This is a genomic window from Bacillus pinisoli, assembly GCF_023036475.1.
Taxonomy (GTDB): domain Bacteria; phylum Bacillota; class Bacilli; order Bacillales; family SA4; genus Bacillus_BS; species Bacillus_BS pinisoli.
In genome coordinates, this window is sequence record NZ_JAJQKI010000008.1 from 203906 (window position 1) to 223892 (window position 19987).

The 19987-nt window shown below is 37.3% G+C and carries 16 protein-coding genes and 1 riboswitch; of the genes, 15 read left to right on the plus strand and 1 reads right to left on the minus strand.

The features are described 5' to 3' along the window. The first annotated feature begins 103 nt into the window (after nucleotides 1–103). The 7 genes from LT143_RS13570 to LT143_RS13600 all read left to right on the plus strand — a co-directional run bounded on the left by LT143_RS13570 (nucleotide 104) and on the right by LT143_RS13600 (nucleotide 6672). The gene (locus LT143_RS13570) at nucleotides 104–2212 is read left to right on the plus strand and encodes a BglG family transcription antiterminator (RefSeq protein ID WP_246943748.1); all 2109 of its coding nucleotides are present in this window, start codon (nucleotides 104–106) and stop codon (nucleotides 2210–2212) included. Nucleotides 2213–2223: 11 nt separating this feature from the next. Then, on the plus strand, nucleotides 2224–2658 hold the full coding sequence (locus LT143_RS13575) for a PTS mannitol transporter subunit IIA (RefSeq protein WP_246943749.1): 435 nt from the start codon (nucleotides 2224–2226) through the stop codon (nucleotides 2656–2658). Continuing rightward, nucleotides 2659–3795, plus strand: coding sequence for a mannitol-1-phosphate 5-dehydrogenase (locus LT143_RS13580; RefSeq protein ID WP_246943750.1), 1137 nt, complete (start codon nucleotides 2659–2661; stop codon nucleotides 3793–3795). A gap of 159 nt (nucleotides 3796–3954) precedes the next feature. After that, entirely contained in the window at nucleotides 3955–4239 is a 285-nt protein-coding gene (locus LT143_RS13585) for a DUF4871 domain-containing protein (protein WP_246943751.1), read from the plus strand. Nucleotides 4240–4762: 523 nt separating this feature from the next. Continuing rightward, on the plus strand, nucleotides 4763–5650 hold the full coding sequence (locus tag LT143_RS13590; protein WP_246943752.1) for a R2-like ligand-binding oxidase: 888 nt from the start codon (nucleotides 4763–4765) through the stop codon (nucleotides 5648–5650). Between the two features lie 171 nt (nucleotides 5651–5821). Beyond that, a complete protein-coding gene (locus tag LT143_RS13595; protein ID WP_246943753.1) occupies nucleotides 5822–6343 on the plus strand; it encodes a hypothetical protein in 522 nt (173 codons plus the stop codon). 128 nt (nucleotides 6344–6471) lie between these two features. Next, nucleotides 6472–6672, plus strand: a complete 201-nt coding sequence (locus tag LT143_RS13600) for a hypothetical protein (protein WP_246943754.1) — start codon at nucleotides 6472–6474, stop codon at nucleotides 6670–6672. A 100-nt stretch (nucleotides 6673–6772) separates the two neighbouring features. Here the strand turns inward: LT143_RS13600 and LT143_RS13605 are convergent, their stop codons facing one another. Next, complete coding sequence (locus tag LT143_RS13605) at nucleotides 6773–8068, minus strand: diguanylate cyclase domain-containing protein (protein ID WP_246943755.1); 1296 nt, start codon at nucleotides 8066–8068, stop codon at nucleotides 6773–6775. Between the two features lie 249 nt (nucleotides 8069–8317). Then, nucleotides 8318–8501: riboswitch (cobalamin riboswitch) on the plus strand. Between the two features lie 128 nt (nucleotides 8502–8629). On the opposite strand from LT143_RS13605, the gene LT143_RS13610 reads away from it, so the two are divergent. From LT143_RS13610 to LT143_RS13645, 8 genes are all read left to right on the plus strand, one after another. Continuing rightward, a complete protein-coding gene (locus tag LT143_RS13610) occupies nucleotides 8630–10918 on the plus strand; it encodes a ribonucleoside-diphosphate reductase subunit alpha (protein ID WP_246943756.1) in 2289 nt (762 codons plus the stop codon). Between the two features lie 18 nt (nucleotides 10919–10936). Continuing rightward, nucleotides 10937–11983, plus strand: coding sequence for a ribonucleotide-diphosphate reductase subunit beta (locus LT143_RS13615; protein WP_246943757.1), 1047 nt, complete (start codon nucleotides 10937–10939; stop codon nucleotides 11981–11983). 9 nt (nucleotides 11984–11992) lie between these two features. Next, nucleotides 11993–12427: a flavodoxin domain-containing protein gene (locus LT143_RS13620; protein ID WP_246943758.1), complete on the plus strand. Its 435-nt coding sequence runs from the start codon at nucleotides 11993–11995 to the stop codon at nucleotides 12425–12427. 327 nt (nucleotides 12428–12754) lie between these two features. Then, a complete protein-coding gene (coaA, locus tag LT143_RS13625) occupies nucleotides 12755–13690 on the plus strand; it encodes a type I pantothenate kinase (protein WP_246943759.1) in 936 nt (311 codons plus the stop codon). Between the two features lie 147 nt (nucleotides 13691–13837). Then, the gene (locus LT143_RS13630) at nucleotides 13838–14296 is read left to right on the plus strand and encodes a MarR family winged helix-turn-helix transcriptional regulator (protein WP_246943760.1); all 459 of its coding nucleotides are present in this window, start codon (nucleotides 13838–13840) and stop codon (nucleotides 14294–14296) included. Next, nucleotides 14293–17415 (plus strand): MMPL family transporter, encoded by a 3123-nt coding sequence (locus tag LT143_RS13635; protein ID WP_246943761.1) that lies wholly within the window; start codon nucleotides 14293–14295, stop codon nucleotides 17413–17415. Before LT143_RS13630 ends, LT143_RS13635 begins: the two co-directional genes overlap by 4 nt. A 285-nt stretch (nucleotides 17416–17700) precedes the next feature. Further along, nucleotides 17701–19296: an ATP-binding protein gene (locus LT143_RS13640; protein WP_246943762.1), complete on the plus strand. Its 1596-nt coding sequence runs from the start codon at nucleotides 17701–17703 to the stop codon at nucleotides 19294–19296. Beyond that, nucleotides 19293–19952, plus strand: coding sequence for a response regulator (locus LT143_RS13645; protein WP_246943763.1), 660 nt, complete (start codon nucleotides 19293–19295; stop codon nucleotides 19950–19952). Before LT143_RS13640 ends, LT143_RS13645 begins: the two co-directional genes overlap by 4 nt. Nucleotides 19953–19987: the final 35 nt, after the last annotated feature.

Consider the following 19987-nt stretch of genomic DNA (forward strand, 5'->3'; position numbering starts at 1 on the left):
AAAGTAGCTTGAAAAGCAACACAGTATTAGAAAAGAGCTTATAAGTACGTCATAATAAGCAAAGAAAAGAAATGCATACCCGACATACAGGAGTGGTTTCCACATGTATATATCGGCAAGAGAACGGAAAATCCTCGAGCTATTATTGGCTAATCAGGATGAAATGACGGTTAAAGAGATGGCGGACGCACTTGATGTGAGTCCACGAACGGTTCACCGTGACTTAAAAGGGGTAGAAAAACTAATAAATGAGCACGATCTTACTCTCAACAAAAAGTCAGGGATTGGGATTCAACTTCTTGGGTCTACCGAAAGTAAAGAAAAACTTAGGCTTATTTTATTTAACCTTTCACATAATGAGTATACGCCTGAAGAAAGACAAACCATTATCTTATCAGAACTATTAGATTCGAGTGAGCCTGTTAAGCTATTGGCAATTGCCAATGATTTAAATGTAACGATTGCAACAATTAGCAATGATTTAAACAAAATAGAAGAAAAGTTAGAAGCTTTTCAACTCTCTTTAATAAGAAAAAGAGGCTATGGCGTTGAAATTATTGGTTCGGAATCAGCGAAACGTAAAGCAATGAGTAGCTTAATAAGTGAGAATATTGATGAAGCAGAACTAATGTCAGTTATTAAGGAAACGATTCAAAAGAAGTCTACTAGTCAAGTCGATACCATTACCGATCGCTTACTGGGGTTAGTCGATAAGAAAAAACTACTCATCATTGAGAAGCAAATAAACGAGATAAAAAGTGATCTTCCATACTCAATCGCGGATAGCTCCTATATTGGTCTTGTCGTTCACTTGGCTCTGGCCATTGAACGAATTCAACAAGGAGAAGAAATTAATTTTGATGAAGAATATTTAGATAGCTTAAAACCAACGAAAGAGTATAAAGCGGCAGAGAAAATTGTAAAAGGATTAGAAGGAATCTTTCGTATTGATATTTCTAACGGTGAGATTGGTTATATCACCATGCATTTAATGGGGGCAAAGCTTAGAAATGAACGTGATGATTTATTAGAGGATTCAAGCCTTCAAATCGGATTAATCGTCCAAAATCTGATCAAGTTTGTAAGTGATGAGACCGGAGTGGACTTAGTAAAGAATGCTTCGCTTTTTCAAGGGCTAGTTGCCCATTTACGTCCAGCATTATATCGCATCAGACAAAATATGAGAATTTCCAATCCGTTACTATCAAAGATTGAACAGGATTATTCTGAAATGTTCAACCTTTTATCTCATGCAGTACGTGTTCATCTCCCAGAATTAAAGGTACCTAGAGAAGAGATTGGCTACTTAGTCATGCATTTTGCTTCTGCAATTTTGAATAAAGAAGAGACAAAAGAAGTAAAGACTTTAGTCGTCTGTTCAAGTGGAATAGGAACCTCTAAAATCCTATCCTCTAAACTCGAACAGCAAATTAGTGGAGTAAGAACCCATAATGCATCGTTATTTGACTTATCCAATCTAAACTTAGATGAGTTTGATGCCGTCATTTCAACGGTTCCTTTAAAGGATTTTAAGAAAGACTACTTAGTAGTAAGTCCTTTGTTATCCAATGATGAAGTGAATAAAGTGAAACAATTTATCTTTAACCAGAAGCATCTTGTAAGAATTGATTCTAAAAAAGAGAATGTGAAACAGGATCTGGTCGGAATCAATAGCCGTTCGTATCTAACCTTAATAAGTCAGATTCACCGCTATTCAGAAACGATTAAGCAGATACTAGAAGGCTTCTTTTTAAATGAAGTCTCCAATGAAGGAAAGTCATTACAAGTGGTTTTATTAAGTCAATTAGATCAGTTAAGGGATAAAGGTGTTGTAAAGAACTCTCAAGATGTGTTAGAGGAACTTTTAAAAAGAGAAGAAATAGGTGGTCTCGGAATACCTGGTACCAACATGGCTTTATATCATACCCGAAGTGATGCCGTTATACGTTCTAGTTTTACAATTCATCGGCTAAATCGAGCTGCTTCAGTAAAAGCTATGGATGGGACGGAAATGAAGCTTCAAACGATATTGCTGATGATTTCTTCTAAGGACGTAAGTGAGGAAGGCTTAGAGATTTTGAGTGGAATTAGTTCTCTCATCATACGGGATGAAGAAGTCATGGACCATTTTCAATCAAGTAATGAAGAACAGATTGCCAATTTATTAGCAACAGAATTGAAAACAATATTTGATACAAAAGTAGTAAAGTGAGGAGACTTAACATGACAAAAATTTTATCAGAAGAAAATGTTGTCCTACATGCAACATTTAATAGTAAAGAAGAAGCAATCCGTGCAACGGGACAAATTCTAGTAGATAAGGGGTATGTGGATGCTTCCTATATAGACAAAATGCTAGAACGTGAAGAAATCACGTCTACTTATATGGGGAATTTCGTAGCGATTCCACATGGTACAGAAGATGCTAAAAAATCTGTACTTACTTCTGGTCTATCCATTATCCAGGTGCCAGAAGGAGTAGATTTCGGTGGAGGTAACATCGTTAAGGTGTTAATCGGAATTGCAGGTAAAGATGGTGAACACCTAGACATCTTATCCCAAATTGCCATCGTTTGTTCAGAGGAAGAGAATATTGAAAAGATTGTGGGAGCAAATTCTGCAAATGAAATTATCAACTTGTTTTCTGAGGTGAACTAAATGTTAGCTGTTCATTTTGGTGCTGGTAATATCGGTAGAGGGTTTATTGGTAGCATCCTTTCAGAGGCAGGTTATGAAGTTTGTTTTGTAGATGTAAATGCTGAAATGGTGAAACTGCTGAACGAGAAGAAAGAATACAAGGTCGTGTTGGCAGCAGAATCTCGTCAAGAAAACATCGTTACACATGTAAGAGCGATTAACAGTATAGAGGAGCCTGAAAAGTTAGTTGAAACGATTTCAAAGGCTGACCTCGTGACAACTGCAGTTGGACCTAATATTTTACCGCATATATCTAAAGCGATTGCAGAAGGGTTGCGCAAAAGAGCCCAATCTTCAGAGCAAGTATTAAACATTATTGCATGTGAAAACATGATTGGTGGAAGTGCATTTTTAAAAGAGAAGGTTTATGAGCATCTCACTCAAGATGAAAAAAGCCAATTTGACGAACTGTTTGCGTTTCCTAATGCAGCGGTAGATAGAATTGTGCCCATTCAAACGAATGAAGATAAGTTAATGGTGATGGTTGAGCCTTTCTATGAATGGGTAGTCGACCAATCCATGATGGTAGGAGAAGTTCCAGCTATTGAAGGTGTTACTTTTGTTGATGATCTTACTCCTTATATAGAAAGAAAATTATTTACGGTTAATACAGGTCACGCGGTTGCTGCGTATGTGGGGTATCAAGCTGGGCTTGCAACTATTAAAGACGCGATGGAAAATGAAGCGGTGCTAGAAGTCGTTAAAGGTGCGCTTCATGAATCTGGATCTGTGTTAATGAAGAAGTATTCATTTAACAAAGAAGATCATTTGAAATATGTAGAAAAGATCATTAGCAGATTTACTAATCCATATATAAATGATGAAATTCCAAGGGTAGCAAGAGGTCCTTTACGAAAGCTAGGAGCTAATGATCGGTTAATTAGCCCGGCTGTTCAATACTATGAGTATGTAGAAGGGCAGCCAGAAAACCTAGCAAAAGGGATTGCCGCTGCGTTAAAGTATGACGTAAAGCAAGATGAAGAAGCTGTTGCCTTACAAGAAAAGATAAACGAAAAAGGTGCAAAAGAAACACTAAAAGAAGTGAGTGGACTTCCAGAAGAACACCCTTTACTTCAGCTAGTACTTGAGAACTTATAAAAAAATAGCAGCCCAAGGGCTGCTATTTTTAATACAGTTATTCACTAATGAACTTTTATAAATCAGTTCCAATTTTTGTAAAACCTTTCTACGAATGTGTTATTCTATAATTAGATTTAAGAATTTTTGTAGAAATATCTCAACAAGGAGTGAAGTGTTTTGTTAGGTACTATACGGTTTCTTATAGTAGGAATAGTCATGTTATTTTTTGTAATAGGGTGTGAGAAAGAGACAACTGTAAACTATAAATCTACTCCAACATTTCTTTCTCAGGATGAAGAATTTATAGGTATTGAAGGTAAGGTAGGCTTCTTAAAAGTAAATTTTATTGCCAATGAACCTTTAAAAACTTTATGGCATTTTTGGGGAGAATCGGATGAAATGAAAGGAGTCGTTCGAGTGGAAGGGACTCATTTAGAAACAGGAGAAATAAAACTATATTAATAGATGGACATAGTTTCAGGGAGGTAACTTGGGAGTTTAATCATGAGTTTACTCAACCTAATTTGGGAGCAACTAAAACGATGCCGTCCTATATTGGATTTGATCAATCAGGTCTTTGGGAGATTTCGGTATATTTTGATGGTAATCATTTAGGAGAATTTTTTGTAGAAATTAAATAGGTTGAATCGTTTGACTTGCAAAGTATTCTTCTAATTTGAATAGTAATTTTATAACTCTATTTAAACAAACGTTTGATTAATTAACTTTATAAACATTATTAAATTAACATTTTTCAAGGGGTATTTAAATTTAACTTTAAAATGGTTTCAAATATTAATATAGTAGAAAAGTAAAAAGCGCAGCTGGTCACTTAAGTGAATCTAACAATCGACATTCCACACCCCTTCATTTTCAGTACTATCAATCGTAAGCTACATCCTTAATAATAAAATGTAAGCCCTTACATAAAGGTGGTTATTGATTCTCTTAAGAACACGGGCTAATTTATTTTAGGAGGCTGTACATGAAAAAGAGAACAATTTTAACAACAAGTAGCAGAGGACTATTAGAGGACACGCTCCCTTTTAGATTATTTCAAAAAGCTAAACGTTTTGGTGTATGGGATCCTGCCGATATTGATTTATCACAGGATGTAAAGGATTGGGCAAGCTTTACACATGAACAAAAAGTAGCCATTCTTCGTCTGATTTCTCAATTTCAAGCTGGAGAAGAAGCCGTTACAAGAGATCTATTGCCATTAATGATGCTTATTGCAAAAGAAGGTCGTCTTGAAGAAGAAATGTATTTAACTACTTTTCTGTTTGAAGAAGCGAAACACACTGAGTTTTTTAGACGTGTGTTAAATGCATTAGGTGAAAATGATGACCTATCGTGTTATCACTCCGAAACCTATAACACAATCTTTAATGAGATCCTACCGACTGCCATGGAAAGATTGGAAACTGATCATTCGGCAGAGGCTTTAGCAGAAGCTTCAACGGTATATAATATGTTTGTTGAAGGTGTTCTTGCTGAAACGGGTTATTATTCCTTTTATCAATCATTAGAAAAAATTGGAGCCATGCCAGGACTTCTTAAAGGTATTGGTCTACTGAAGAAGGATGAAGGACGGCATATTGCGTATGGAACCTTCCTTTTACAGCGTTTAATTAGTGAACAGCCACACATTTTTGAGGTAGTGACAAATAAGATGGAGCAGTTAACTCCGCTTGCAATCAAGTTGAACCAAGAAGGAATGGTAGAAGATTCGCCATTTCAGGTTAATTTTGAAGATACGATGAATTTTACCATGAAACAGCTTTCCGTAAGAATGGAGATTTTAGCAAGGTCTAAAGGAAGGCGATTAGAAGAAATCTATCAACAATCAGAGAGTGAGCTTGAACGAGCATAAGATGCGAAAACAGTTGATGAATTTATGACAAATGGTTGATGAATTGATTTTCCCAAAACGCAATGAACAATTATGTTACAAGTAGTAGAAGATTGTTATCATAATTAAATTTGTCCCCCTATATAAATAAAAGGTACTTACACAGTATGATTTTTTATGGGGGTGTTTTTCATGTTATTTACAAAAAGGAAACAATATGAAATGTCCTTAAAACGACGAGCAGATGATGTAGAATCTCAAAACGAACAATTAGAAAAGAAGATAGATGCGCTTCAATACAATGTAAACAAGTTGATTGAGCGAAATTATCAAATCTTCGCGATTGAAAAGGATAAGTTGGGTGACCCTGTTGTCATTTATAAAATCCCAGAAGAAGAAAATTATCATATTTACCTAAAGGACTCACAATCCAAGCTGGATGAAGAATATGATTTTGCAGCCATCGTTACTTATCAGGAAGCGGAAAAGCTACTGCGTATTGAGGAATTAAAAGGTACTACTATTAACCAAGGATATGGTTCCATATGTATAGGCTATCTACAAGAGGTGGCTCATTCTCTACGAGTAAGAAAAATTGTAGTAACCATAGATGAACCAGAATCACAGGAGAGAGTGGAGCACTTTTTTAATAAGCATGGATTTAATTTTGATTCTCAGAAGACTTATGCGGAATGGGTGCGTCCATATCGTTAATGGTAAAAAAGGTCAACCGATTTGGTGGTTGGCCTTTTTTGTTGGGTTAGAGAACCACAGAAGGACTACTCCTATAAATGTAGAACTAATACGGATAAACCACTATTTGTTATACAGAGGAGGAAGTTATGATAACAAGGTTACGTTCACTGTTTAATCTATTAAGTGGTATTGGCGTCATTGCATTAACTCTTGCTTTCTTTGAAATAGGAAATGAGTTTGTTCAAATGCATTTTAATTGGTTTCTAGCTTTTCTTTGGATTGGGATGCTCGGAAGGTTTTCTATAGAAAGATTGGAAAAAGTGAATAAGAAGGACCATGGTGTATAGTGAGCGCTATGAGAAACTTTTAATTAGATCCAAATAAAAAACCACCAAGAATAAACAATTCTTTGTGGTTTTAATTTTATGGATTCAATAGGCAAAAGAATCATTCAGTCCAAAACGTATAATGTTTTTTGCCATTTTCTTTTGACTGATAGAGGGCGCGATCTGCTTTTTTGATCAGATATTCCATAGGTAGTTCTTCACCGCTGTATTGGGCCATCCCGATAGACGCAGTAATATCTATATCATTCATTCCTAAAGAAATTGGTGTTTTCAGCTCATTCTGAATATCCTGTGCGATGGTCATTGCTTCCTTTGGCGTGACAGGATTTGCGAGAATAATGACAAACTCATCGCCACTAATTCGACAAACCTTATCGGACGAACGTGTAGAGATTTTTAGTCTTTTTGAGAATTCTATTAAAACTGTATCACCAGCGGCGTGACCATAGGTGTCGTTGATTTGCTTGAAATTGTCTACATCTATATACATTAAGACCATATGATGTAACGTCTTTTTTGAAATGGCCATTTCTTCCTTGAGAAGTTCCGTAAAGTGATAGCGGTTTGGTAAGCCTGTTAACGTATCATGAAAGGCAAGGTATTTCAGCTCTTCCTCATATTTCTTCCGTTCACTGATATCTCTTGAAACAATAATGGTTTTTGCTTCTTGTTCATCTTCGACGTAAGAAGCATGTACTTCCATCCAGACTTGACTTCCATCCTTATGAAGATAGCGTACTTCAATCTTCAATGGCTCTTGTGTTACATGTAACTCGTGTAACATGTTACGGAAAGTGGGAATATCCTCTTCATGAAGACACTCAAAGATAAACTGATCCTGATATTCAAGAGGTGTATAATTTAAAAGCGCTTCAACAGAAGGTGAGATATAAGTAATCACACCGTTATGATCAATAACTTGAATTAAGTCTGATGTGTTTTCAGCGATAAATCTATATTTTTTTTCATTTTCTACAAGCAGACGTTGTGCTTCCACTTGTTTAGTTACATCTTTATACATACCTACGATTAATACTAGGTCGCCTTGCTTGTTTAACACTGGACAATATGAAGCGACGATATCTATTAACTGACCTGATTTGGTTATTCGTTGAGCTTCGTAATAAGCGATTCGTTCTCCATTAAGCATTTTATCAAGAAAAGTTTTTTGATATTCTATTAAGTGATCTGGGATGATTGGAGGAACTGAATGATCTTTCAATTGCTCAGCTGTGTATCCAAGAAGTGCTTCAAATGCAGGATTAGCCTTAGATATTGCACCGTTTGGAGCAATGAGAAAGATTGCATCATTAGTGTTGTTCCAGATTAATTGGAGCTCATCTTTTATAGTAACAATATCAAGAGTAGTATGAGGGTTGTTCATATTTGTGCTCATTCAAGTTTTCCTCCAAGTAACCTTTCTCGTAAGCTAAGATATTTAGATAATACTATCATACTAAAAAAGAGTGAATTTAAACATACTACTAAAGGGTATATTGGATAAAAAACGGAGAAAAAATGTGAAAAATACTAAAGATGTTGTAAAAAATTGTCTTGAATCATTACTTGAATTGATTTAAACTGAAGAAAGTTCAATCAGAAAATACTATATGTTGTTTGTTAGTTTTAAAGAACAACTAAATATTGTGTTTGTCGTAAGCGAAGATGCCATTATGGCTTAATAGGGAATCTGGTTAGAATCCAGAACTGTCCCCGCAACTGTAAGTGCAGACGAATGAAGAGAAACCACTGTGATTGATTCATCATGGGAAGGCTTCATAGTAGGAAGAAGCACGAGTCAGGAGACCTGTCTTGCTTATTAATTTCACTTTTTCGGGGATGGAGAAGATGGAATGGTGACACGGCCTGAAGTCTATTTTCTTCTGCTGCTGGAATCGTTTCATCCGTTCATTGAATTGAGCGGTTTTTTTATTTTTAGCAATTAGGAGGAAATCAGATGACAACAACTACAGGACCAGAATTAACAATTGTATTAGATGCACTAGACTATGCTGCAAAAACTTACAAACTAGATCTAACAGATTTAAAGAATAAACTTTTACATACTTCCAGTACGACCCAAGACGCTAATCAAACGGCATTATTTTATGCATTAAATTCTATTAAAATGGATGAACCTAACTGGACATTCCTTGCCTCTTCACTATATCTACAAGATTTATATAAAAAAGCAGCTAGTAACAGAGGTTATCAGGACTCAGATAAGTACGGGAGCCTATATCATCTAGTCACAGAATTAACCGAGAAAGGAATTTATTCTACTGCTCTATTAAAACACTATACCCAAGAAGAAATGGACTATTTAGAAAAGCAAATCGACCCAAATCAAGACTATTTATTTAATTATATTGGTCTATTCTTACTAGCAGACCGATACCTAGCGAGAGATCATGAACGAAATGTATATGAGTTACCACAAGAGCGTTTTATGGTCATAGCAATGACGTTAATGAGTAAGGAGAATAGAGACAATCGTCTAGAACTTGTAAAAGAAGCATATTGGGCATTAAGTAACCTTTATATGACGGTTGCGACCCCGACTTTATCTAACGCTGGAAAAAGCTTTGGACAATTATCGTCCTGCTTTATAGATACCGTTGACGATTCATTAGACGGCATTTATTTAAATAACTGGGACATCGCTAGACTTAGTAAGGATGGCGGTGGTATAGGAATTTATTATGGAAAAGTTAGAGCACTCGGCTCAGATATTAAGAAATTTAAAGGAAATTCCTCCGGTGTGGTGCCGTGGATACGCTTATTAAATGATACGGCAGTAAGTGTGGATCAACTAGGTCAAAGACAAGGAGCTATCGCCATTTATCTTGATGTGTTTCACAAGGATATCATGAATGGTTTTCTTGACTTAAAAACGAATAATGGGGATGAACGTAGAAAGGCTCATGATATTTTCACAGGAGTTACTGTTCCAGATTTATTTATGCAAAAGTTAGGTGAAGTTGATGAAAACGGTAGGAGTATTGGAGAGTGGCATGTTTTCTGTCCACACCAAGTTAAGCAAATCATGGGCTGGAAGGATGAGAATGGAAACTTATTAGGGTTAGAAGACTTCTATGATGAAACAGACCGTAAGTATTTTACCGAGAAGTATGAGGAAGCGGTTCATCATCCTTTATTACCTCGTAAGACATATCGTGCGATGGAAATCATGGCAAGAATCATGGTCTCTCAGTTAGAGACAGGAACTCCATATATGTTCTACCGTGATGAAGTAAACCGCCAAAATCCGAATAAACACCTAAATGGAGTAGGGCGCACATCTATTTTCTGTAGTAATCTTTGTACGGAAATTGCGCAGAATATGTCTGCCACAACTATTGTTAATGAGTATGAAGACCAAGATGGAAATTTAGTAATGGTTAGAAAGCCAGGAGACTTTGTTGTATGTAATTTATCTTCTATCAGTCTAGCAAAAGCTGTAAGAGACAAGGTGCTACAGCGCTTAATTAACATCCAAGTAAGAATGCTAGATAACGTCATTGATCTTAACACCATATCGGTTGTACAAGCAGAGAAAACCAATAAGAAATTCAGAGCCGTTGGACTTGGCACATTCGGTTGGCATCATCTACTAGCACTAGAAGGAATTCACTGGGAGTCTGAACAGGCGGTTGAGTATGCAGACAAACTATATGAAGAAATTGCTTACTATACAATTCAAGCTTCGATGGAATTAGCAAAGGAAAAGGGAGCCTATAGTCAATTTGAAGGGTCCGAATGGCAAACAGGTAAATATTTCGCGAGAAGAAACTATCAATCTGAAAAGTGGAACAAGCTACAAGGAGACATTTTAACACACGGTATGAGAAACGGTTGGCTGATGGCCGTTGCTCCTAATTCATCTACGGCTAAAATAGGTGGCTCAACCGATGGAATTGACCCATTATATGCAGTGGAATATGCAGAGGAAAAGAAAAACTTCAAGTTTAAAGTAACTGCACCTGACTTAAATCACCATACGTACAACTATTACCGTCGTGCCCGACATGAACTTGACCAAGTTTGGAGCATTAGACAAAATGCCGCTAGACAGCGTCATGTGGATCAAGGAATTAGCTTTAATCTATATGTTAGACATGATATTAAAGCGAAGGAGTTATTAAATCTACACGTAGAAGCCTGGAAACAAGGACTAAAGACAACGTATTATGTCCGCAGCACTTCCCAATCTGAGATTGAAGAATGTGAAGCTTGCCATAGCTAAAGACAAGGAGTGAATGATATGAATGCTCATACACCATTGAAAAAAATTAAAATCATGAACCCGGAATTTCCTAATAAATCAACAGGATTAATAAACGGAGAGTCTTCTGGACTTCTTAATTGGAATGATATTGCCTACCCTCAAATGTATACAATTTATCAAACATTGCTATCAAACTTTTGGAAGGCTCAAGAAATTAATATGCAGGATGATATTAAGCAATGGGACTTGCTTTCGGCAAAAGAACAGGACGTATTCTTACGAATTAATACACAGCTTGCTTCATTAGATAGTTTACAGACACCAACGATGAGCCAGGTCATGGATTATGTAACAGATTCTAGCTGCAAAGCGATTTTCGCTGTTATTTCTCAGCAGGAAGCCGTTCATAACGAATCCTATTCCTACATTCTGAGTTCGCTTGTCCCATTACAAGAACAAAATGAGCGCTTCAACCAGGCGAAAGAAGATCCAATGGTGATGAAGCGAAACAATGTTATTTTGGACGCTTATGAAAGGTTTAAAAAAGAGCCAACGTCTCAACACCTGTTTGAGTTATGTGTGAATTCTATTAATCTGGAAGGCATTTATTTTTATGCAGGCTTTGCTTTCTTTTACAATCTTGCTCGACAGCAGAAAATGTTAAAAACTAGTACAATGATTAGTTATATACAACGGGATGAAATGCAGCATGCTTATTTTACGACTATGTTCTTACGAATTTTATTAACAGAGAATGAAGAGCTAAATACGGATGACAATATTCAATACGTCTACAATACTGTTGATCATGCCGTTCAGCTTGAAAAGGAATGGGCACAGTATATCCTTGCTGATGTTGAGGGTATTGATTTACATGAATTTGAAACCTATATTGAATATCTTGCAAACAAGCGATTACGTCAGTTAGGATTATCAAATTTATATGAGGACAGAGAAAACCCAATGCCATGGATTCATGTATTTAGTGATGAGATGATCAATGAGACCAAATCAGATTTCTTTGAACAAAAATCAAGGACATACACAAAAGTAACTCAATCAAATGGTTTTGATGAATTGTAGGTGTGAAAGATGAGAGTGGCAATCATTTATGCATCAGGCACCGGCAATACGGAGGAAGTCGCGACGGCTATTCACTCTTATATGGGCGGAGAGCTTTATAAGGTGGGCGACTTCCCTCTATCACAACTAACTCACTATGACGCGATATTGATTGGAAGCTATACTTGGGGAAACGGGGAACTGCCAAAAGAAATGAGATCCGTTTATCAAGCGATTGAAGAACTGAGTCTCAAGTCTCTTGTAACAGGGGTTTTCGGTACGGGCGACAGCTTTTATCCAAAGTTTTGTGGTGCAGTTGATGTTCTAAGAGATATGCTTGCTGTCCACACTAATTTGGCCGTTACCCTGAAAATAGAGCAAATGCCGCAGGCAGAGGATTTTGTAAAATGTAGAATGTTTGTTGATCGGGTTTTAGCAAGGCTTGAAGGGAAGAAAACCGCATAATTTAGTAGGCTTGGCACATGAGTCAGGTCTTTTCTTGCTTACGAAAGGTAATTTTCATTATATATGAGCCTAGAAGTAGCATCATAATAGTGGAATTGCACAGAAACTCGAGAGAATTGCACAGTACCACGAAGTAATTGCAGACAAAGTCCGGCGAATTGCACAAAACTCAAGGTTAATTGCACAAAACACAAGGTTAATTGCACAAATGTAAAAGTGCCAGAAAATGTATATATATTTAACCGCTTACATAAAAAAGGGTGATTTATTTCGTAACCCTTGATAAAATAGGGTCATGATGTCAAACCATGAATTGGGGAAGAAAGCATGTCAACCACTACCTATTCGCCTTATATTCATTTTGATCGGGATAAATGGGCGAAATTACGATTTAACACACCACTAACCTTAACGGAAAAAGAGATAGAAGAGCTACGTGGGTTAAATGATCAACTTTCCATTGATGAAGTAGAGGAAGTTTATTTACCGCTGACACGTCTACTAAACTTATATATTATTGCCTCACAACAGCTACATACGGTAACGGATACATTCTTTGGAGAAAGCACGAGGAAAGTACCATATATTATTGGAATTGCTGGGAGTGTGGCTGCTGGAAAAAGCACGACTGCTCGTATCATTCAGGCGCTTTTATCTAGATGGCCCAATCATCCAAAAGTTGATCTAGTTACAACGGATGGGTTTCTCTATCCAAATGCTGTACTAGAAGAACGCGGATTGCTAGGCCGAAAAGGATTTCCAGAAAGCTACGATATTAAAGAATTAATTAATTTCTTATCCAGAATAAAATCAGGAGAGGCTAACGTTACAGCACCAATCTACTCTCACCTTTATTATGATATTATGCCGAATCACTACATAGAGATAAATCAGCCAGATATTGTGATTGTAGAAGGAATTAACGTCCTACAAACGCCGAAGAATGAAGAGGCTAGTGTGTATGTATCTGATTTCTTTGATTTGTCCATTTACGTGGATGCCGAAGAAGAGGATTTATCTAGATGGTATGTCGATCGCTTCAAGCTTCTTCGTAAAACGGCATTTGCCAATCCGGTGTCCTACTTTAATAAGTATGCCAATATAAGTGAGCAGGAAGCAGAAGAAACAGCCATAGACATTTGGAATCGAATAAATAAAATAAATCTAGAGCAAAACATCAGGCCTACTAAAAATCGTGCCGATATTATCTTGAAAAAAACCGCTAATCATTATATCTCTTCCATAAAACTTAAGAAGACGTAGTGTTAAAAGTAGACCATCTAAAAAAGGTGGTCTACTTTTGTTTTTTTTATGAAGGTGAATTGAAATGATTGACACGTATCAAAACCGGACTTATAGTTAGCTGTATTAATAGTTAACAGTGTGAACTAATTGGGACGAGGGTGAAGAATGAAGGAAAACCACGTACAAGAACTGATTGATAAGTACATTGATTATTCGTTTTCAGTGACGAGAAAAGTAGAAAGTTTAATACGAAAAGAGATTGGAGATGACTTAACGACTGAGCAACATTACACATTGAAATATGTGCAGGCTGTGGATGGTTGTACGTCAACGGAGCTAGCTGAAGAATTTGGCGTGAAAAAAAGTGCCATTACAGGTACGATAAATCGCTTAGTAGAAAGGGGATTGATTGACCGAAAGCGTGATGAAGGAGATCGCCGTGTGATTTATCTTTCTCTGACGGAAAAAGGTCATTCAGTGTTCAATAAAACACAGCAAAAAGTTCAAAACATAGTCGAAACCATCATCACAAAATTTGAACAAGCAGAAATTGATGAGTTTATGAGAACATATGAAAAATTGAACCAGGTGTTAATAGATATTAAACAGGAGGAGACCGAGTGAAGACGATAATAAAAGGTAAATGGCTAGTAATAGGAATGTGGATTGCCCTAATAGTAGGTCTTTTTATGATTACTCCTAATATGGCAGACCTGGTACGTGAAAAAGGGCAAATTTCTGTCCCCGATGGTTATTCTTCACAAGTAGCACAGCAAATTTTAGAGGATGCTAAGAATTCAGATGCCGGAGATACTTCTCAGGTAGCACTTGTTTTCCATGATAAAGAGGGACTAACTGGTGATAAACTAGCTGAGGTTGAGGCCGCCATTCATAAACTAGAAACTGAAAAAGAGCTACTCGGAATTACTGATATTCTTTCGCATTTTAAAGAAGAAAGTTTAGAAGAGCAATTAGTAACAGAGGATGGTAAGACAATTTTAACTTCCGTTACTGTCAACATGGAAGGAAGAGAGCATAAGGAAGTTTCAGATTCTCTATATAAAGCTTTAGAAAATACAAGTGTTGAACACTATTACACAAGCGGATGGATGATTGATCAGGATTTAGTGACTAGCTCCCAGGAGGGCTTAAAGAAAACAGAAGGAATTACGGTTGTCTTTATTTTAGTTGTTTTGTTACTAGTCTTTAGATCAGTGATCGCACCGATTATTCCATTAGTGACTGTAGGGATTAGTTATGTCGTTGCTCAGTCCATTGTTGGTATTTTAGTAGTTACATTGAATTTCCCATTATCAAATTTTACACAAATCTTCTTGGTGGCCGTATTATTCGGAATTGGAACCGACTATTGCATCCTTTTGTTAAGTCGCTTTAAAGAAGAAATGATGGAGCAAGAAAGTGTCACAGAGGCGATTATCCAAACATACCGGAATGCGGGTAGAACGGTATTTTTCAGTGGGTTAGCTGTAATGATTGGGTTTGCTGCAATTGGATTCTCTACTTTTAAATTGTATCAATCAGCATCTGCTGTAGCAGTGGGGGTTGCCATTTTACTTATTGCTTTATTCACGGTTGTACCATTCTTTATGGCCGTGTTAGGTAAGAAGCTGTTTTGGCCTTCAAAAGGGACTCTCGAGCATAAGGATAGTGCACTTTGGGATAAGGTAGGTCGTTTCTCTCTAAGAAGACCCGTCTATGCATTATTAATTGTGGCTTGTATCTCCATTCCTTTTCTAGCAATCTATGATGGTGATCTATCGTTTAACTCTCTTGAGGAAATTGGGGATGACGTAAAGTCGATTAAGGCGTTTAATTTTATTGCAGATGGGTTTGGACCAGGTGAATCCATGCCGACTCAAATTGTCATAATAAATGATGAAGCAATGGATTCAGCGGAGTATATAAGTTTAGCAGAAGAAATTAGTCAAGAGCTTGAGAGGGTAGAGTTGGTAGGAACCATTCGTTCCATTACACGTCCAACTGGAGAACCGATTGAGGAGTTGTTTGTGTCATCACAAGTCGACGCTCTTCAAGAAGGAATTGGTAAAGGTAATGACGGAATTAAGGAAATTAGTGAAGGATTACAGGTAGCTAGTAGCGAGCTTTTAAATTCTGAACCAGAACTCGAGAAAGCAACAGATGGAATTAGTGATTTAATTTCAGGTACAAATGAGCTGAAAACCGGGGTGGTACAGCTCCAATCAGGGTTAAGGCAGATTGAGGATGGTTTAGAGGAAGGAGCAGCTGGCTCTGAACAAATTCTAAATGGATTAGATGAAATTAGATCAAATGCAGAATTATTGGTAGCAGGAAGCAAGGAATTATTGACTGGTTATAAAGAGGCAGCAGAAGGGTTAACTGTATTAGAAGGTAACTACGCGGGCATTAGTCAAGGATTAGTAGACTTATCTGGTGCATTGTCATCGTTAAATCAAAGTTTTCAAAACCTAGAAAATAATCCTTCTTATCCTGGTATTAGCAATGATCAAGATTATTTGACGATAAAAGGTACGGTTCAAGAGATACAGGGTGAGCTAACTGGTCTCTCTGAAAATATGAATCTGTTAAACATCTCTCTGGCTGAGGCGAGAGATGGGGTTGTAACGGCGAATTCATCATTTGCTGAAGTGATTGCGGGGCACGAAGCATTAGTTGCTGGTATGGAAGAGTTGCTTCTAGGAATTAAACAGCAACAAGTTGGTTTAGAAGCTTTAGCAAGTGGTCAAGGGGAAATTGTCTCTAAGCTTCCAGGAGTAACATTCGGATTAACTAGCCTTAATGATGGTCAACAACAGCTTTTAACAGGTTTTAATGACATCGGTTCTCAGCTCGGTCAGTTAACAGGCGGACTCACTCAAAGCACGGATGGCTTGAATGAAGTGTATGAAGGTTTATCCTCTGCGCAGGACTACCTCGTTAATTTATCGAATTCTGAATATATGTCTGGTTTTTATATACCTGATGAAGTATTAGAAAGTGAGGATTTCGAAAAGGCATTGGATGTTTATCTTTCAGATGACAGAAAGATTATGACAATCGACGTTATTTTCAAAGACAATCCTTATTCTAATGAGGCTATTAATCAGGTTGAACAGTTACAGGAAGCTGTCACTCGTGTAACAAAAGGGACGAAGCTTGAGAACGCTCAAGTAGCGATTGGTGGAGTAACAAGCAGTAATGCCGACTTAGCTGCCATGTCAAAGGCTGATTACACAAAGACGGTTATCTATATGTTAATAGGTATTTTTATTATCCTTGTATTCTTATTCAGGTCATTAATCATGCCACTGTATTTAATAGGTTCACTTATTTTAACCTACTATACTTCTATGGCAATAAATGAAGTCATTTTCGTCAATATTTTAGGTTATACCGGAATCAGCTGGTCTGTTCCATTTTTCGGATTTGTCATTCTCGTCGCACTAGGAGTGGATTACAGTATCTTCCTCATGGATCGTTTTAACGAGTATAAAGATGTGTCAGTTGAAGAGGCGATGCACATCTCCATGAAGAAAATGGGGACCGTTATTATTTCAGCAGCGGTTATTCTAGGTGGAACATTTGCGGCGATGATGCCATCAGGTATGCTATCGCTTCTGCAAATTGCGTCTATTGTTCTGGCCGGTCTTTTCCTATATGCATTAATCATTTTACCTCTATTTGTACCTGTCATGGTCAAAACATTTGGTAAAGCGAACTGGTGGCCGTTTACACGGGTTTAAAAGATTGACTAGTAGTGGGTTTTATATAAAACTTGCTACTAGTTTTTTGTTTTTGGAGGTTTGAGTGGTGAAATAGCTCTCATTACTATTTTCATAGAGGGCTAGAATTGGATTTATGCGTCAATATCAAAATATAAGCGTCGTTTTAAAAATTTTTGCGCCCATTCCCGATTTTATACGACTAGCTCAACCAGCCCACTCCACCACCCTTTCCATAAAAAGTTGCACGTTTTCAAATTTTTAGCGACAATACCTAATAGAACTATTTAGTATAGGATGGCCAATATGAAAATATCATTAAGAACCAAAATGTTAGTTATGTCGTTTATCGTTGTTTCTATATCTGTCATAACTAGTGGATTTATTATGGTATACAGTGTTTCAGATGCGTTTGAAAAAGAGCTCGGGGAACGGGCAATGGCGATTGGAAGAACCGTAGCCCAGATGCCAAGTATTCGTAATAATATTGGACAACCTGAAGGTGATTCGCACATCCAACCTATTGCCGAACGAACGCGTATTGCCACCGATGTAGATTATATCGTCATCATTGATAATGAACGTGTTCGGTATTCGCATCCTTCTGTCAGTTTAATTGGAGAAAAGTTTGTCGGAGGAGACGAAGGAGCCTCTCTAGTTGGTAATGAATATGTATCTAAGGCGAAAGGAACGCTCGGTTACTCGGTTAGAGCATTCGTACCAATAATGGATGATGAAGGTGTCGTGCAAGTTGGAGTAGCTGTCGTGGGTATTTTACTACCGTCGTTTGAATCACTAGTGACACAATATCGAAATGATATTTTACTGTCCTTAATCTGGGGACTACTGATCGGGCTAATTGGTTCACTGCTCCTCGCCCATAATATTAAAAAACAAACGTTAAACCTTGAGCCATACGAAATTGCAAGAGTGGTAGAAGAACGCTCTGCAGTAATGGAAGGTATGGATATGGGAATTATTGCTCTAGATGAGCAAGGAAAGATTACATTCATGAATCAGCTAGCAGTTCAGTATACTCGTCATCAAAAAGACTATAAAAACCTTCACATAAAAGAATTGCTTCCTCAACTATGGAACCGAATCGTTAATCTTTTACAAGCTGAAGAAAAAGAGGATATTCAAAACCGAAATATCGTTTTATATGAAAAGGCCTACTTACTCTCTCTTTACCCAATTCAAGTAAAAGATGAGATTGTCGGTTTGTTTATTACGATGATGGACCGGACAGAAGCAAACCGATTGGCAGAAGAATTAACAGGTGTCAAAACATTAGTAGATGCGCTTCGTGCACAAAATCATGAATACATGAATAAGCTCCATAGCATTGCTGGACTCATTCAATTAGACCGGACTGAAAAAGCGCTAGAAGTCATCATTGATGAAACTGTCGATGAAGAATCAGTGATTCAATTTTTAAAAGACCGAATTGAAGACTACTCTGTTTCCGGGTTGCTTTTAGGAAAAAGAGCCAGAGCCAGAGAACTAGGTATTTATTTTTCCATCCATAAGGATAGTTATTTACACGAAAACATGAGTGGGTTAAGCTCAGGAGATCTTGTCACAGTAATAGGTAATTTGGTAGAAAATGCGTTTGAGTCTATCCCACAGACACAAGAACATAAAGAGGTAGAATGTTTAATACAAGGTAATGTGGATGATCTATACATTTCTGTATCAGACAATGGGACAGGCATACCAAAAGAAAACCAGGAACAGATCTTCATGTACGGATTCAGTACAAAAGGAAAAGAAGGCAGAGGAATCGGTCTTTCACTCGTCAAAAATATCATTGATTCACAAGAGGGAAAGATACTGATTCATTCTGCTCCTAACGAAGGCACACAGATACAAATTGAGGTAAAGAGAGGTGAAAAGGCTTGATACAAGTATTAATCGTTGAAGATGATCCAATGGTTCTCGAAGTGAATACAGGTTTCTTAGAGAGATTACCACTTTTTAAATTAGTAGGCACTGCTACGAATGGCACCGATGCCATTGAAAAAATCCAAACCTTACGACCGGACTTAGTGTTGCTTGATATGTTTTTACCCGATTCATCTGGGCTCATCGTATTAAAAACAATCAGGGAAGAGGGGCTACCTATTGATTTTATTATGATTACTGCGGCTAGGGACACGAATACAGTTCACGACGTATTCAGATATGGAGCTGTCGATTATCTAGTTAAGCCTTTTCGATTTGATCGATTCAAGACTGCATTAGATGCATATCAAAAAATGTGGAATAAGCTAAACGATTTACCAACCGTCAATCAAGAAGATATAGATGAACTAAAGAAAATCGCTAAAACAGAAGAATACTTACCAAAAGGACTAAGTGAAAATACGTTGCGTCAAGTACTGCTGGCACTCATTGAACAACCAAACCCGACCACGGCCGAAGACCTTGCCGCCTACCTTGGGATGGCGAGGGTGACTGTCAGACGTTACCTAGAATACCTAGTCCAATCAGGTAAAATTAAGGTTCAAATGGAATACGGAAGTGTTGGCCGCCCGAGCCATCATTATTTTCTCTAACTCTCAACCTAGTTGGGAGTTTTTTTATGTGGTTC

What these genes read in the sequence shown, in the direction of transcription:
- LT143_RS13575 (WP_246943749.1), top strand. Translation starts at nt 2,224, where the DNA reads ATGACAAAAATTTTATCAGAAGAAAATGTTGTCCTACATGCAACATTT.
- LT143_RS13640 (WP_246943762.1), top strand. Translation starts at nt 17,701, where the DNA reads ATGAAAATATCATTAAGAACCAAAATGTTAGTTATGTCGTTTATCGTT.
- LT143_RS13605 (WP_246943755.1), bottom strand. Translation starts at nt 8,068, where the DNA reads ATGAGCACAAATATGAACAACCCTCATACTACTCTTGATATTGTTACT.
- LT143_RS13595 (WP_246943753.1), top strand. Translation starts at nt 5,822, where the DNA reads ATGTTATTTACAAAAAGGAAACAATATGAAATGTCCTTAAAACGACGA.
- LT143_RS13610 (WP_246943756.1), top strand. Translation starts at nt 8,630, where the DNA reads ATGACAACAACTACAGGACCAGAATTAACAATTGTATTAGATGCACTA.
- LT143_RS13630 (WP_246943760.1), top strand. Translation starts at nt 13,838, where the DNA reads ATGAAGGAAAACCACGTACAAGAACTGATTGATAAGTACATTGATTAT.
- LT143_RS13580 (WP_246943750.1), top strand. Translation starts at nt 2,659, where the DNA reads ATGTTAGCTGTTCATTTTGGTGCTGGTAATATCGGTAGAGGGTTTATT.
- LT143_RS13590 (WP_246943752.1), top strand. Translation starts at nt 4,763, where the DNA reads ATGAAAAAGAGAACAATTTTAACAACAAGTAGCAGAGGACTATTAGAG.
- coaA (WP_246943759.1), top strand. Translation starts at nt 12,755, where the DNA reads ATGTCAACCACTACCTATTCGCCTTATATTCATTTTGATCGGGATAAA.
- LT143_RS13615 (WP_246943757.1), top strand. Translation starts at nt 10,937, where the DNA reads ATGAATGCTCATACACCATTGAAAAAAATTAAAATCATGAACCCGGAA.
- LT143_RS13620 (WP_246943758.1), top strand. Translation starts at nt 11,993, where the DNA reads ATGAGAGTGGCAATCATTTATGCATCAGGCACCGGCAATACGGAGGAA.
- LT143_RS13600 (WP_246943754.1), top strand. Translation starts at nt 6,472, where the DNA reads ATGATAACAAGGTTACGTTCACTGTTTAATCTATTAAGTGGTATTGGC.
- LT143_RS13570 (WP_246943748.1), top strand. Translation starts at nt 104, where the DNA reads ATGTATATATCGGCAAGAGAACGGAAAATCCTCGAGCTATTATTGGCT.